12 protein-coding genes are annotated in these 14,818 nt (G+C 41.5%); 8 read left to right on the plus strand and 4 right to left on the minus strand.

Features of this window, described 5'->3' with window-relative positions:
- The first annotated feature begins 1 nt into the window (after position 1).
- The 6 genes from Q0465_RS05715 to Q0465_RS05740 all read left to right on the plus strand — a co-directional run bounded on the left by Q0465_RS05715 (position 2) and on the right by Q0465_RS05740 (position 9,166).
- Entirely contained in the window at positions 2-1,504 is a 1,503-nt protein-coding gene (locus Q0465_RS05715; RefSeq protein WP_298613910.1) for a RagB/SusD family nutrient uptake outer membrane protein, read from the plus strand.
- Positions 1,505-1,531: 27 nt separating this feature from the next.
- A complete protein-coding gene (locus Q0465_RS05720) occupies positions 1,532-2,407 on the plus strand; it encodes a putative zinc-binding metallopeptidase (protein ID WP_298613912.1) in 876 nt (291 codons plus the stop codon).
- Positions 2,408-2,497: 90 nt separating this feature from the next.
- Positions 2,498-3,793 carry a DUF4302 domain-containing protein gene (locus tag Q0465_RS05725; protein ID WP_298613914.1) on the plus strand — a complete coding sequence of 432 codons (1,296 nt, stop codon included), beginning with the start codon at positions 2,498-2,500 and terminating at the stop codon, positions 3,791-3,793.
- A 21-nt stretch (positions 3,794-3,814) separates the two neighbouring features.
- Positions 3,815-5,260: a BACON domain-containing protein gene (locus Q0465_RS05730; RefSeq protein WP_298613916.1), complete on the plus strand. Its 1,446-nt coding sequence runs from the start codon at positions 3,815-3,817 to the stop codon at positions 5,258-5,260.
- A 30-nt stretch (positions 5,261-5,290) separates the two neighbouring features.
- On the plus strand, positions 5,291-7,642 hold the full coding sequence (locus Q0465_RS05735; RefSeq protein WP_298613918.1) for a BACON domain-containing carbohydrate-binding protein: 2,352 nt from the start codon (positions 5,291-5,293) through the stop codon (positions 7,640-7,642).
- A 93-nt stretch (positions 7,643-7,735) separates the two neighbouring features.
- Positions 7,736-9,166 (plus strand): BACON domain-containing protein, encoded by a 1,431-nt coding sequence (locus Q0465_RS05740; protein ID WP_298613920.1) that lies wholly within the window; start codon positions 7,736-7,738, stop codon positions 9,164-9,166.
- Between the two features lie 135 nt (positions 9,167-9,301).
- Here the strand turns inward: Q0465_RS05740 and trxA are convergent, their stop codons facing one another.
- The 4 genes from trxA to Q0465_RS05760 all read right to left on the minus strand — a co-directional run bounded on the left by trxA (position 9,302) and on the right by Q0465_RS05760 (position 11,887).
- Positions 9,302-9,604 (minus strand): thioredoxin, encoded by a 303-nt coding sequence (trxA, locus tag Q0465_RS05745; RefSeq protein WP_298613923.1) that lies wholly within the window; start codon positions 9,602-9,604, stop codon positions 9,302-9,304.
- Between the two features lie 72 nt (positions 9,605-9,676).
- Positions 9,677-10,513, minus strand: a complete 837-nt coding sequence (locus tag Q0465_RS05750; protein ID WP_298613925.1) for a PepSY-like domain-containing protein — start codon at positions 10,511-10,513, stop codon at positions 9,677-9,679.
- A gap of 59 nt (positions 10,514-10,572) precedes the next feature.
- The gene (locus Q0465_RS05755; RefSeq protein ID WP_298613927.1) at positions 10,573-11,016 is read right to left on the minus strand and encodes a PepSY-like domain-containing protein; all 444 of its coding nucleotides are present in this window, start codon (positions 11,014-11,016) and stop codon (positions 10,573-10,575) included.
- A gap of 220 nt (positions 11,017-11,236) precedes the next feature.
- The gene (locus Q0465_RS05760; RefSeq protein ID WP_298613929.1) at positions 11,237-11,887 is read right to left on the minus strand and encodes an HAD family hydrolase; all 651 of its coding nucleotides are present in this window, start codon (positions 11,885-11,887) and stop codon (positions 11,237-11,239) included.
- Positions 11,888-12,060: 173 nt separating this feature from the next.
- Here Q0465_RS05760 and Q0465_RS05765 point away from each other — a divergent pair, with 173 nt between their 5' ends.
- Positions 12,061-13,992 carry an AAA domain-containing protein gene (locus Q0465_RS05765; RefSeq protein WP_298613931.1) on the plus strand — a complete coding sequence of 644 codons (1,932 nt, stop codon included), beginning with the start codon at positions 12,061-12,063 and terminating at the stop codon, positions 13,990-13,992.
- Between the two features lie 112 nt (positions 13,993-14,104).
- Entirely contained in the window at positions 14,105-14,800 is a 696-nt protein-coding gene (locus tag Q0465_RS05770; protein WP_298613933.1) for a response regulator transcription factor, read from the plus strand.
- Positions 14,801-14,818 lie beyond the last annotated feature (18 nt).

The following is a 14,818-nucleotide window of genomic DNA, read 5'->3' on the forward strand; positions in this document are numbered from 1 at the left end:
TATGAAAAATATCATTATTCCACTGCTAATTACAGTGTCATGTCTGGCCACAGCCTGTAATGATTTTCTGGATAAAATGCCTGATAACCGGGCGGAATTGAATACGGAGCAAAAGCTTACCAGCCTGTTGGTTTCAGCTTATCCGACAGCATCGTTTAATACGATGACGGAATTGATGTCTGATAATACGGAAGATAATGGTCCTCTATATACCTATTATTCACTGATGGTTCCCCAATGTTACAACTGGGAAGATATTTCAGAAATTACTCAGGATTCTCCCCAGTATCTCTGGGATAATTGTTACATGGCCATTGCTTCTGCAAATCATGCCTTACAAAATATCAAAGAAATCGGAGAGGAAAATTGCAAGGCGCAAAAGGGAGAAGCCCTTCTATGCCGGGCTTATGCTCATTTTGTACTCGTCAATGTCTTTTGTCAGCATTATAATGAACAAACCAGCACACAGGATATGGGTATTCCCTATGTGGAAGAACCGGAAACCGTAGTGTTTAAAAATTACGAGAGAGGAACTGTAGCCGAAGTATACGAAAAAATCGCCCGGGACATTGAAGAAGGTCTTCCTTTAATCAACGACCAACTTTATGAAGTTCCCAAATACCATTTCAACTATAAGGCAGCCTGTGCGTTTGCCGCCCGTTTTTACCTCTATTACAGGAAAATGGATAACACAATTAAATATGCGACCCTGGCTTTGGGAGATGCTCCGGACGAAGTAACGCGGGATTATTTGGGCGATGCCAAAATTTCTGATTTAGACTGGAGATGGAATAATTATGTCAGTGCCGAGCTGAATTGTAATTTATTACTCTTACCCGCTAAATCCTACTGGCCGATCATTCACGGCCCCTACACCAATGGAGGAAAGCGATACGGACATTCCCAGGAAATCGCTAAAGAAGGCACAATCTGGTCTCCCGGGCTTTGGGGAAAAACGCTCTCTGCTTATACTACGGTATTCGGAGACGCTCAGAAATTATGTTATCCTAAATTAGGAGCCTTTACGGAATATACGGATAAAGTAGCAGGTATCGGCTTTATAAATATTGTTTACCCGGCTTTTACTACGGATGAAACCTTACTTTGCCGGGCTGAAGCATACGTATACCAGGAAAACTATGCTTTAGCCCTAGCTGATATGAACCTGTGGTTAAAAGGACATACAAACAGCGGCGCAAATATATCTCCGGATGCGATCCACAATTATTATTCCCAGAACGTTCCCAGTAAAAAGATTTTACATCCCAAATTCTCCCTAAATCCGGGAATACAGGAAAGTTTCATACATTTTATCCTTCATTGCCGGCGCATTGAAACCATACACGACGGATTACGCTGGTTCGATATCAAACGGTACGGCATAGAAGTAACCCATAACCATTACGAAAGCAGCGATGATATCTTAACCGTGGACGATCTCAGACGGGCCATTCAATTACCGGTACAGGTAACCAGTGCAGGTCTGCCTGCCAATCCCAGATAAAAGCCCCTAACCTATAAATGAAATACAATGAAAACACTATTAAGTTATTCACTGATTCTTTTCTTCCTCAGTTTTCTGTTGACAGGATGCTCGGAAGACAAGCCGGAAGGAACTATTTTCGATCCTTCCGACATAAAACGCAATAGATTCGATTTGTGGTTACTCGACAATTACGTCAATAATTATAATATCGATCTGAAATACCGGATAGACGATATGGAAATAGATCAAACTTACAACCTGGTACCGGCCACACTGGAAAATTCAATCAAACTGGCAAAGTTGATTAAGCACCTCTGGCTGGAATCTTATGACGAAGTGGCAGGCATCGATTTTATGAGAACTTATGTGCCCAAAGTCATCCATTTAATCGGCTCTCCGGCGATTAATGCCGAACAACAAACAGAAGTTCTGGGAACGGCAGAAGGAGGTTTGATGGTAACCTTATATAAGGTAAATGAACTAAAACTGAGCAGTATAGATTCTCTGAATTATTACTATTTTAAAACCATGCACCACGAATTCGCCCATATTTTACATCAAACCAAAAACTATCCTAAGGATTTTGACAAAATATCTACTTCCGACTATACCCCTTCCGGCTGGATGAACCGTAAGGAAGACGAAGCGCTACAGATCGGTTTTGTTTCTCCTTATGCCAGTAGTGAACCCCAAGAAGATTTTGTGGAAATTATAGCTATTTACCTGACCCATTCCAATGAATACTGGGAAAACTTACTGGAAAAAGCCGGGACAGACGGAGCAGCTATCATACAAAAGAAATTTACGATTGTACGAAATTGGCTGAAAACGTCCTGGAGTATTGATATCGATAAATTACGAAGCGTTGTGGAACGCCGTTCTACTGAAATTCAGAATCTGGATTATAGTCTGGACAATTAAAACAGAACAGATCTCTTTCGTTTTTTACTGGACAGAATAAAATTCAAAACGCTAGAAAAAAGAAAATTTTTATTTATTAAATGAATCATTATGAGGAATACAATATATATCCTGATTTTTCTCTTCTCTTTATGCATCCATGCTTGTGTAGAAGATGAAAAAGACATTTTCGACAAACCCTCAACCGAACGTCTGTCAGCCGCTTTAAAGCAATATCAGGAAATACTGACGGAGGTTCCGAACGGGTGGATTATGGAATATTACCCCAAAGGAGACTGTGCTTACGGGGGCTATATTCTCCTGCTCTCTTTTACCGAAGAAGAAGTCATCATAAGCTCGGAATCTCATCCAACTCCCGTATCCAGTCTTTATTCCCTCAAAGGGGATACAGGTCCGGTTCTCAGTTTTAATACCTATAATCAGGTTTTTCACTTTTTCGCCGACCCCTCCGTTCCGGGACTGGAAGGTCTGGGATACGAAGGAGACTATGAATTTGTAATTCTGGGAAAGGAAAAAGACGAACTGGTTCTGGAAGGGAAAAAGACCGGTAATACCATTCGGATGAAACCTCTTCCCGCCAATCAAAGCTGGGAAGAAACCCTCGCTTCTATCCGGAATATTATTCAAATAACTACACCTCCTGAGGGGTTTAGCTACAGTATGGTGATAGACGGTAAAACAGTTCTGGTTGAACGTAAGGGACGCGCTCTGCTTCCGGAAACGGGAGGAAGAACTCTGGAATTGGACTATGTTGAAGGGAGCGATACACTGACGGTAAATGTACCTTTTACCTATACGCCTACCGGTATAAAATTCTATCAACCTCTTTCTATCGACGGAAAGGAAATCCAATTTTTTGACTGGTCGGAAATTGACCAGAGCCTTCACTGCACAAACAATAATGTAAATGCCCGGATTTCAATGAAGCCCATGGCATTGAATGCAAAATATGCCTATAGTACCCAAAAATGGTTTTTTAACTTAAATATAATGAGCTATCCTTTGCTCAATACCTGGTTAAATGCGAATCAAATATTAAAAGATGAACAAAATCTGTCGCTTTACAAGATATTTCTTTCCTATGATGCTGAATATGAAGGTCAGTTTTTGGAAGTCGACCTCACTGACGGTTATAATATATATGCTTGTTTACTACTACTGTATGTAAAACCGGTTAAATGGACTGAAAATCTAATCGATATCAGTTTTTCCGATTTAGCAGATGATAATGGAATTGCATTTCACGGAAATGGCGGAAAAGAAATTTTAGAATTACTGAACGGGAGATATTTACTTACTTCCAACACCTCCGATAATCCTTCCGTTATCCATTTTCAAAAAACAGATGGAAGTGATATATGGTTTGAGTTAAGTATTGAACAATAAACGACCTATAAACTTACGCATATGAAAATAGAAATAATAAAATACCTCGTCCTGTTATTTTGCTTTTCCCTCGTGGCTTGCGATTCAGACGATAAAACAAATTTATCAGAACTGAATCTGGTGTCCGATGGCCTGACAATTAAAGCCGCCGGCGGAACAGGAACAATAGAAGTAGACTTTTCCGGCACCTGGCAAGCCGCAAGCAATAAAGACTGGTGTACCCTCTCTGTTTCCGGTAAACAGATTACGGTCAGTGTACCGGAAAACCTGTCTATTTCTTCAAGGACTGCCCAGATTACGATCAGCACTCCTCAGAAGACAAAAACCATTCCGGTCACTCAAGAAGGAATTATTGTCGTCCTTTCCCAGCCGAAAGTGACTTTAGGGTATAGCGGAGAAACGAAAAATTTACTTATAAAAAGCAATATAGGCTGGGAGGTTTCTGTAGAAGCCAGTTGGTGTTATGCAGAAAAAGCAGGGGATACCCTGAAAATTTCCGCTGAACCCTATAAAGCCAACATTAACAGGGAAACGCAGATTACGTTAACAGCAGGGAATTGTGTCAAAACGATTCAGGTAACTCAACGTTTTAAAGGATCTTTTGTATTGGATCAATGGTCAGACACAAACCTTGGAGCCAATCTTCCGGCTACGGAGGAAAATGTTACAAGTTTCAATTACCGGGATACCTGGGGCGACTTTTACCAATGGGGCAGAAATGTGGGCTTCCCGCATGGCATGGCTTATCAGGTAGTCACTACCAATCCTTCAATAACGGCAGCGATGGCACAAACGATGTCTGAATTTATCGGATCAACCGAATTACCGCCTATGGATTGGCTGACAGATGGTAGCCAGACAACGAAACCAGCTAACGGAAACAGTTATACCTGGAAGGACAGAGCCGGCAGCGATCCGTCACCTGCCGGCTGGCATATTCCGCTGGACTATGAAGCACGGCAAATTTTCCCCATTGATGAATTCGAAGGACGCTATTCACGTGTGGACAGACTGACCAATAAGGAAGTTCTGGAAGCCGATGGTACGGAATATACCTGCGTCTCCACCGGAGACGGTAAATATAGCCGTTATGCCATAAAAAAATACGGTACAGACGAAGCTTATGTATTGTGCTATGAATTCATCCAACCCGATGGCATAAACTCTTATTTGAAAATCACAGAAATTAAAGGAGACGCTTATACCGATTTCCAAAATGCGGCAGAAGCAAAACAATTATTTGAAACAGCCAAAGAATCGGCCGTATTGATTTTCCCTTCCTGCGGTTATCTGTATACCAACACCGGAGGTCCCAACTCGGAAGGAGTAAGCGGCAGCTATTGGACGGCATCCCCCGCTAAGGAGTACACGGTTTACATTTCTATGGGAAATTGGCAAACCCATATTGATGCCCATAATTGTCCCCGGGCTCTAGGTTGCAGCATACGCTGTGTAAAAGACGAATAAAATATAAATTCTAACATAAAAAACCTGATTATGAAAAAAACATTTACAAACTCAATGAGAGGATTAAACATATTCAGTACTTTGGTATTAATCCTTACTTTAGGCTTATTCGGCTGTAAAGACGATAAAGAAGAAGCATTGCCTACGTTAGAAATTAATAAAGATAACATCAGTTTTGCACAAGCTGGTGGAAATGAAGAAATCATTATTTCTACAAATCAAAACTGGACTATTACCACAGAGGCCGGCTGGCTGACTTTTGATCCTGGCAACGGAAAAGGAGACGCTAAAATAAAAATCAGCGCAGTTAGAAATACTGATTATCAACTTCGGGAAGCAACTGTAACCGTTACAGCCGGATCATCTTTGGTAGAAAAGATAACCGTTTCTCAGCCGGGTCTGGAACCCGTTTTATCGGTTAGTCCCAAAGTCATGGAATTCGAAGTAGCCGGTGGAAGCCAAACATTATCCATTACTTCAAATGTAAAATGGACAACGAGTTTTTCTGAGGAAACAGACTGGCTCACCCTCAAGGTTTCTGCTGACAGTACCAGTATGGAAATTACTGCTGCCCCGAATACAAATACGGAAAGCCGTGAAGTAACACTAACTTTTAACGGAGATCAAAATAAAACAGATGCCCTTACGATTACACAAGACGAACCGGAACTGGCCAGTATTGCAGAATTAAGAGAATTACCAGCCAATTCGAAAACGGATTATATCTGGGTAAAAGGCCTGGTAACTTCAGATAAAGAAAGTAAAAACATCGAGGACAATAATATGATTATCCAGGATGCCAGCGGCAATGCCATTACTTTACAATTCACGGCAAAACACGGGATTGCTATGGGTACCCAAGTGAACGTTTTATTAAACGGCGGAAGCAAGACCACAGTAAACGGTCTGACAGCTATCGGTAGTTTAAATACAGCTCATATCACCTCTTTACCGACTCCGACAATTACAGTAAATCCAACCCTTAAAACGATTGCTAATATTTTAGCGGGTGAAGTAGCCGATGGGTTACTGATCCAATTGAATGAAACTGAATTCAAAGATATCACCCAAACATACGGTAACCAACCCATTTTATGGAACGGAAGCGAAGAACTACCTCTTTTGACTTTAGAAACTGCCACCTTTGCAAAAGAAAAAGTAACCGACAAGAATGGGACAATTACCGGCCATATTTCCAATAATGGGGGATGGAAACTTTTATTGAGAAATCTGAACGATGTCAAAAATATGACCTCAGCCAGAAAATATGACAAACCTCAACTTAAACTGGACGCAACTTCTCATACCTTCGATCCGCAAGGCGGCGAATTCGTGGTCAATGTAACGACAAACAAAGGTGTAAGCTGGACAGCCAATGTAGCAGCCAATGCAGACTGGTGTACTGTTGAACCGACAAACGGAACGGGTAGCGGTTCCTTTACCGTAACGGTAGGAAACTATACAGGCTCCGAAACCCGTACAGCGACTATTACGGTAACAGCCAATAATACAGATCCTGTTACAATTGAAATTATTCAAACGTCAGGCGGTAAGAGAGAATACGCCCTATCCAGGCTAGCTGAAAGTAACTTAGGGGCCAGTCTGCCTGCAACGGAGGAAAATATACTGGGTCCCAATTATAAAGAGACCTGGGGATTGTATTACCAATGGGGACGGAATGTAGGATTTCCTCATACAGGAGCCACAGCTACCATACCGACAAGTGAGGATATTACGGCTGAAAAAGCTCAGACAATGACAGAATTCATTACCTCCACTTCTGGAGACTGGCTGCTGAATCCGGATGCTTCAACGACATGGGAAGCCCGTGCCGGCTCCTCTCCCTGTCCGGCCGGTTACCACGTTCCGACAAAAGAAGATCTGATTCTATTCTTCCCCTCCAGTGAAGCAACCGGCACTTTTGCTACCACACAAAGCAGGGTAACCTATGAAAAATTAGTCGACAGACCGGGAGTGCCCGACAGGACCTTGTATGTAGCAGACGGAACTTCCAAAATATATGCGATTAAAAAATTTGAAACAGCAGATGCTTATGTATTACGCTTTGAAATATTGGGAGAAATAGGGAAAAACTTCTACCTGAAAATTACAGAATTTTTAGGCAATGAAGAGACTTATTTCGATAATGCCACAGATGCAGAGGCCTTATTCAATAAAGCCACCGCTACAGAAGTCCGGATATTGCCGCTTGCCGGAATGTTGAGTTTCCGGGATGGGGTAACCCTGCAAGCTCCCGGAGCCGCTTCCTGGTATTGGCTGGAAAATAAAATGCGCTGTATCTATATGCTCAATACAACAAAAATACATGAAAACGGTGCACAATGCGGTTATGCACAGCCAATCCGCTGCGTAAAAGATTAGAACTACCCTTTCCGGAAACAAATCCCGGAGTGTGGCATTAAGCCACACTCCTCCCTCCGGAATCCATTTTGTTAATACTTTAATACAAGACGTATGAAACAACTTAATTATATTATTCTGATTTTCTCCTTGATTTTTGCAGGGTGCGATTCAGACGATAAGTTAGAGCCCTCCGAATTGCCACTCGAAATTTCAGAGATTTCATTTGAAGCAACAGGTGGTACAGAGGAATTGGACCTCGGATTAGGCGGTAACTGGCAGGCGACTTCCGACAAAGACTGGTGTACGGCAACAAAATTCGGAAAGTTTCTGATCATAACAACCCCTTTAAATCCTACAATTGCTACCCGCACGGCAACTGTAACGATTACAGAAAACGGAAGCAGCGGATCTGTAAACATCACCCAGACAGGCTCTAAATTCAATACTTTTCCTGAAAAATTATACCTTTCCGCCTCCGGCAAACCCTTTGCAGTAACCATTACAGGAAATATAGAATGGGAAGCAAAAAGTTCAGAAAACTGGTGTCATTTGCTCCCGCAAGGCGATACCTTATTTGTGTCTGCTGATCCGTATAAAAATGAAAAAATGGCCCGTTATGCGGAAATCAAAATCAATATCGAAGGGGAAACAGCAAGGACACTATCCGTCGTACAAATCCATTATAAAGATTTTAACCTGGAAAAATGGTCAGAAAAGAATGTCGGAGCTACACTTCCATCGACACCGGAAAACTTGTCCAGCCGTCAATTCAAACAAACCTGGGGCAATTTCTACCAATGGGGACGGAATGTAGGATTCAATACAGAGGAACCGATTTCTCTCCTCCCTTCTACCCCTTATATCACAGCTGAAAGCGGACAACTCATTTCGGCATTTATTACCAACATAGACGATTGGCTAACAGATGGGAGCTTTACTACAAAAGTATGGTCTGAATCCAATCCCTATACCTGGACCGACAGATCCGGTACGGATCCCTGTGAATTAGGTTACCGGATACCGTTAGACTACGAATGTGCCAGAATATTTACCCTGACTACTTTAAGCCTTACACAAACCACCCGGACAGAAGGGAAAGAAATTCTGGACGTTATCGGAACCGAATACCCCTATGTATTTATCGGTAGTGGTTCCTCAATAGGCTATCTGATTAAAATGTTTGGTACAGATGATGCTTATGTAATGAAATATGAATTTAAAGGCACCGCGGGATATAACGGCTGGATGAAAATTTCCGAAATAAAAGGAAATGCCCAAACAGATTTCCAAACTCCAGAAGAAGCTGAAGCATTATTTATAAATGCCCAGAAATCGGTAGAACGCTGCTTCCCTTTATTCGGATTACTTTGGGGGGAAAATGCGGACTTAGCCAGTCCTGCAACCGGAACGTACTGGTTGGCAACACCCTCTAACCTTTACAGGGTCGGCGCCAATGCCTTCATGATGAGTGGGACAGATATCAGTTACGGAGCCTCGTACAGAAGATCTCTGGGTTGCCCGATACGGGGAATCAAAAAATAACCGGCCGGTCGGTTATACCTTTAGGTTGGGTGAAAATACCGGACATAGGCAAATAGAGTGAGAGACCGTCGACAGAAACGGTCAAAATGAAGAAGCCGTTATCAAGGGATTGAACGGCTTCTTCTCATTTTAGGGTTATAAATACTTTTCAATGACATTTTTCAATTGCATGGATTGCATTACCCCGCTCTGTCGCCATACCATTTCCCCTTTTTTAAAGATCATCAGGGTAGGAACCGACTGAATCTGATGACTCATCACAAATTGCCGGTTTGCTTCTCCGTCCACATCGATTGTAATGACATGAATTTTATCCCCCATGTCTTTTTTCAGTTCTTCTAAAATAGGATGCATGGCTTTGCAGGGACCGCACCAGGTGGCAAAAAAATCAACCAATACAGGTTTATCCCCTTTTATCAATTCTTCAAATTTTCCCATAGCTTTTTCGTTTATCGTTTTTATCCTTATACTACGGTAGCCTGGAGATAGTTACAAAATATTTCTTTGCTTTCATTTCTGCACAATATTTCCGGCCTCATCCACCATCACATAGATATCTTCTTCTCCTTTTTCCAACTCAAACAAATATACCGCAACCCCGGCTGCCCGCTCTACATACTCGATATCATCTATTTGATAACCGGCATATTGATTCCGGATGGTCGCCATCACTACAGCAGGTACATCCTTCTCCAATATCTCCCAACTTGTGGAAATCCAAGCATAATTCTGACTGAATTTGACTTCCTTATAGCGGTTGTCATGAAAAATATCCACTTCTGTAATCCCTCTTTCCGTATCGTATTCAATAATCTTTGCCCCGCTGTAATGTGTATTCAGATAATCTTTTATTTGCTGAGGTAAGCCTTCTAACGGCCAATGCCCGTCGTCCCCGTCCACCTCTTCAATAACTTTTACCAGAGTCCCGTCTTCTGTATAATACAAATCTTTTTCAACATTTCCCTGTTCTACTTCAATTACATATACTCTTTCCATTTCTACCCGTTCCAGTATATCCACATCATCTACTTTCCACGCACGGTATTCGCTATTGCTAAAAGCAGTCTTTATCTTTTCAGGCAACGCGTCAAAAAGAATATCAGTTTCTGTCATATACCATTTTCCGCTTTTATTAAACCAAGCATCTTTATCCTGATTTTCATAATAAAAATCAGCTACAATATAATTTCCTGCTGTTTTCCATTCGACCCTTTGTGCCCCGGGAAACATTTGATTGAAAGTACGCACAACAGCTTCATCCGGCATCCAGGCTGCATCGTCATCGTCACTACAGGCCATTCCCAAGAATACCAGTAACATTCCTAAAATATACAAACTCTTTTTCATACCTTACTGTTTTTAATTTATTTTCTATTAACGATAAACTCTCTTCCTAATTATTTATTTCAATCATCATATCCGATAAATAATTGTTCCCGGTTGAATTTCAACTCCCGGCCATCCGACAGTTTTACGTCGAATCCATTCCGGTCTTTCTCAATGGAAATAACCGCAAAACCTGCAAAATTTTTGTTTAAATAGATCGCAATTTTCTCCGGAATAACCGTAGCCGGTAAAGCATTCCGATGGCCGTCAATTTCTTTCCATTCCCCATCTTTATCAAAATCCAGGTCAAAACCATTGGTCAGGATAACATCATACTGATTTCCTTCCCAGAACTCTTTTTCAATTTTAATATGAGAAACTCCTACTCCTGAAAAATGAGTATTGATAAACTGACGGGCTGCCACAGGCAGTTGTAAAGTATCCGTGGTATAAATTTTTTTATCTGCAAAAGAGAATTGTACCGACAGGATACAACATACTAAAATAAAAAACGCTTTTTTCATATCTATTACTTTTTATTGGTTATTATAAATCCTTTTATTTACAATACAAAAAAAGTATAGAATTTGGGAAAGATTTGGGAAAAATACCCCGGTGGAAAAAAATATCGAAAAATTTAATTCCTGTATAAAAATACCTCCCCCTCTAAACTTTCCTAATTCTAACTACCAAAACACCTTCTCCCTCTTTTCAGGAAAGCCCGGACCAACAGGAAATAGCCGCTCAGGCAAGTAGACCGAGAATTTCTGCAGGCTGGTATACAATGTGCATAGCTCCGTTCTCTTGCAACTCCTCACAAGGACGGAATCCCCAGGATACCCCTACAGGAGTAACACCGGCATTAAGCGCCGTTTGCATATCGATACAGGAATCCCCTACATATAAAGTAGCCTCTTCCCCGACTCCGACAACAGTCATAATTTCATTGACTATACTGGGATCCGGCTTGGTTGGCATAGTATCTCTTTGTCCTAATATCACCTCAAAGGTTTTTTCTTTAAAATAATGCCAGATCAATTCGCGGGTTGCTTCCTGGTATTTATTGGAGGCTACCGCCAAAACCAGTCCTTTCTGTTTTAACATATCCAGCAACTCCGGTATACCGGGATAAGGCCGCGTCAAATCTGTCTTATGGATAGAATAATACGAGACGAATTCAGCCCTCACATGCATAACCTGATCTTCCGTTCTGAATTCTTCAGGCAATGCCCGTTCAATCAATTTTGTTATTCCATTTCCCACCATATAACGATACTCCTCCTTTTCGTGTTCCGGATAACCGAACTTCTTCAATGCATAATTGGCACTTACAGCCAAGTCCCCCAAAGTGTCCAGTAAAGTACCGTCCAGATCAAATATGACTAATTTTTTCATAACTTCAATTTTGTAACAAAAATAATAATTATACCGTCAGAATTAACAGAAGGTTGCCTATTTGAGGAAATAAAATCATGCAAAGCATTCCGAAAATAAAGTTTCCTAATTTTCCCTGTCAATATATAAAGTAAACTCCTACCTTTGCAGAGTAAAACGAGCGCTGTCCGGATATGCCCAATAGTACAAAAAAATCATCTGTTACAGAATTAGAAGAATATTTCCGATTATTACAAACAGAATATAACTACGAAAAAGAAAGTTATCTGGAAAAGTCAAAAGCAGCCGGCATTCAAAGAAAAATACAACAAGGATTTTGCTGGTACCCGGTACGGGCGGAACGGAATTATTACAATTCCCTGAACCTCCCGGTGATTGAAATTGTCTGCGATTATGCAGAAGAAACAGAACATTCTTTTGAACATGGACGGACCATTTGCTTCTTCACACCCGATTTAAACGGGAAACAACACTATTTTAACTTTACCGCCACAATCAGTTATTTACGGGACAACCGTATGGTAGTCACTTTGCCCCAATCTTCTTTTGCGACAACTTTACAACAATGTACAAATCTGGGGTTACAACTTAATTTTGATGAAACTTCTTACCAAAGCATGTTTACGGCTTTACACGACGTCATCCAGGCCAAGGGAAACCGTCTGGCTGAACTGAGGGAAATTTTGTCAGGTACTCATCCCATTCGGAAACGGGAAATTTTTCCGCACCGTTTTCCCTGGCTCAACCCACAACAGGAGACAGCCGTAAATAATGTATGCTATGCCCGGGATATTGCCATTGTACACGGACCTCCCGGTACCGGAAAAACGACTACTTTAGTAGAAGCCATATACGAAACCCTACACAAAGAAAATCAGGTACTGGTTTGTGCCCAGAGTAATACGGCCGTCGACTGGATTTCTGAAAAGCTGGCGGACAGGGGTATTCCCGTTTTGCGTATCGGTAATCCTACCCGAGTAAACGACAAAATGCTTTCTTTTACATACGAACGCCGTTTTGAAGCCCATCCCGATTATCCGGAATTGTGGAAAATACGGAAGACAATCCGGGAATTATTACCCCAATTACGGAAAAGAGAAGCAGGAGAAGCCAGTTACTCACGTTTGCAACAGTTACGCCACAGAGCAACAGAATTAGAAATAAAAATAGAGCAAAACCTATTCAGCGAAGCCCGGGTCATCGCTTCCACCCTGGTCGGTTCCTCCAACAAAATCCTTGAGGGGAAACGCTTTTCAACCCTCTTTATAGACGAAGCGGCCCAAGCATTGGAAGCGGCTTGCTGGATTGCTATCCGCAAAGCCGAACGGGTAATTTTGGCCGGCGACCATTGCCAATTACCCCCCACCATCAAAAATACCGAAGCCGCTAAAAAAGGCCTGGCACTTACCCTGATGCAAAAAGTAGCCCTGCGCCAGCCCGGAACAGTTTCTCTCTTGCAAATCCAATACCGGATGCACGAAGATATTATGCATTTTCCCTCCCGCTGGTTTTATCATAATTGCCTGCAAGCAGCTCCAGAAGTCCGGTTCCGGAATATACTCGAATTCGATACCCCTATCGTCTGGCTGGATACCCGGGAATACGATTCCCACGAACAAATAGCAGGAGAAAGTTTTAGTCATATCAACAAAACGGAAGCTTATCTGCTTATCCGGCAATTGCAGGAATATATGCAAAAAATCGGCGGGAGCCGGATTATAGAGGAACAAATTGACTTCGGCCTTATTTCACCCTATAAAGCCCAAATTCGTTATATGCGTCAATTGATCCGCAAGAATTCTTTTTTCAAACCTTTTTTCCGGCTGATTTCAGTCAACACGGTCGACGGTTTTCAAGGTCAGGAAAGAGATGTTATTTTCATCAGTCTGGTGAGAGCTAATGAAAGCGGGAATATTGGTTTCCTAAAGGATCTGCGCCGGATGAATGTAGCAATCACCCGGGCCCGGATGAAACTCATTATTCTGGGAGATACCTCAACCCTCCTTCATCACCCTTTCTATAAAGCTTTCTATACCTACATTCAGGAGAAAGGAGCAATCATCCCCCTCCTGCCTGCTGACACAGGAGAAAAAAATAAAAATTGAGAACCCTATTATTTTTCTCTTTTGAAAAAACGAAAATTTTCCTTTTCTCCCTTTATTTTTCCAGAATCTTTCCCAAATATTTCTTTAGCTTTGTAAAAACAAAACCGGAAAAATGAAAATTCTGATTATCGAAGACGAAGACAATTTGAGAAAAACAATGACAGCCTCTCTGGAAAAAGAACGTTTCGTTGTAGAATATGCCTCTGATTTTCAGACAGCCCGTTATAAATTAAATGATTACGACTACGACTGCATATTGCTCGATATCATGTTACCGGACGGGAATGGGCTGACTTTACTGCAGGAGCTAAAAAAAATGCACAAAAAAGAAAGTGTCATTATTATTTCTGCAAAAGATTCGATAGAAGACAAAGTGTACGGCTTGGATTTAGGAGCTGACGACTATCTGTCCAAACCGTTTCATTTGGCTGAATTACATGCCAGAGTAAAATCCGTCATTCGAAGGAAACAAAATGGAGGAGATTTAAAAATCGAACTGGAAAATTTAAATGTTTATCCGGACCGGCATGCCGTCTTTATCGGAGATCAGGAACTTATATTAAACCGTAAGGAGTTCGATCTGCTTTATTATTTTGTCACTAACCCCGGCCGTTTAATACATAAAGGAACTCTAGCCGAAGCTGTTTGGGGAGATTGCATTGATCAGGCCGATAATTATGATTTTATTTATTCCCAGGTAAAAAATTTACGGAAAAAAATGAAATCTGCCGGTGCCTTGCCCGAAATCCGGGCCGTATATGGTTTCGGATATAAAATGTGCCGCAGTAATCAACTTCCGGATACATAATGTTTAAATGCTCATAGG

The sequence above is a fragment of the uncultured Odoribacter sp. genome (assembly GCF_937966165.1).
In the GTDB taxonomy this organism is placed as follows: Bacteria; Bacteroidota; Bacteroidia; order Bacteroidales; family Marinifilaceae; genus Culturomica.

Excerpts from the sequence above, each read along its gene's own strand:
- Q0465_RS05770 (WP_298613933.1), top strand. The coding sequence starts at position 14,105 with ATGAAAATTCTGATTATCGAAGACGAAGACAATTTGAGAAAAACAATG.
- Q0465_RS05760 (WP_298613929.1), bottom strand. The coding sequence starts at position 11,887 with ATGAAAAAATTAGTCATATTTGATCTGGACGGTACTTTACTGGACACT.
- Q0465_RS05735 (WP_298613918.1), top strand. The coding sequence starts at position 5,291 with ATGAAAAAAACATTTACAAACTCAATGAGAGGATTAAACATATTCAGT.
- Q0465_RS05750 (WP_298613925.1), bottom strand. The coding sequence starts at position 10,513 with ATGAAAAAGAGTTTGTATATTTTAGGAATGTTACTGGTATTCTTGGGA.
- Q0465_RS05725 (WP_298613914.1), top strand. The coding sequence starts at position 2,498 with ATGAGGAATACAATATATATCCTGATTTTTCTCTTCTCTTTATGCATC.
- Q0465_RS05715 (WP_298613910.1), top strand. The coding sequence starts at position 2 with ATGAAAAATATCATTATTCCACTGCTAATTACAGTGTCATGTCTGGCC.
- Q0465_RS05765 (WP_298613931.1), top strand. The coding sequence starts at position 12,061 with ATGCCCAATAGTACAAAAAAATCATCTGTTACAGAATTAGAAGAATAT.
- Q0465_RS05730 (WP_298613916.1), top strand. The coding sequence starts at position 3,815 with ATGAAAATAGAAATAATAAAATACCTCGTCCTGTTATTTTGCTTTTCC.
- Q0465_RS05720 (WP_298613912.1), top strand. The coding sequence starts at position 1,532 with ATGAAAACACTATTAAGTTATTCACTGATTCTTTTCTTCCTCAGTTTT.
- Q0465_RS05740 (WP_298613920.1), top strand. The coding sequence starts at position 7,736 with ATGAAACAACTTAATTATATTATTCTGATTTTCTCCTTGATTTTTGCA.
- trxA (WP_298613923.1), bottom strand. The coding sequence starts at position 9,604 with ATGGGAAAATTTGAAGAATTGATAAAAGGGGATAAACCTGTATTGGTT.
- Q0465_RS05755 (WP_298613927.1), bottom strand. The coding sequence starts at position 11,016 with ATGAAAAAAGCGTTTTTTATTTTAGTATGTTGTATCCTGTCGGTACAA.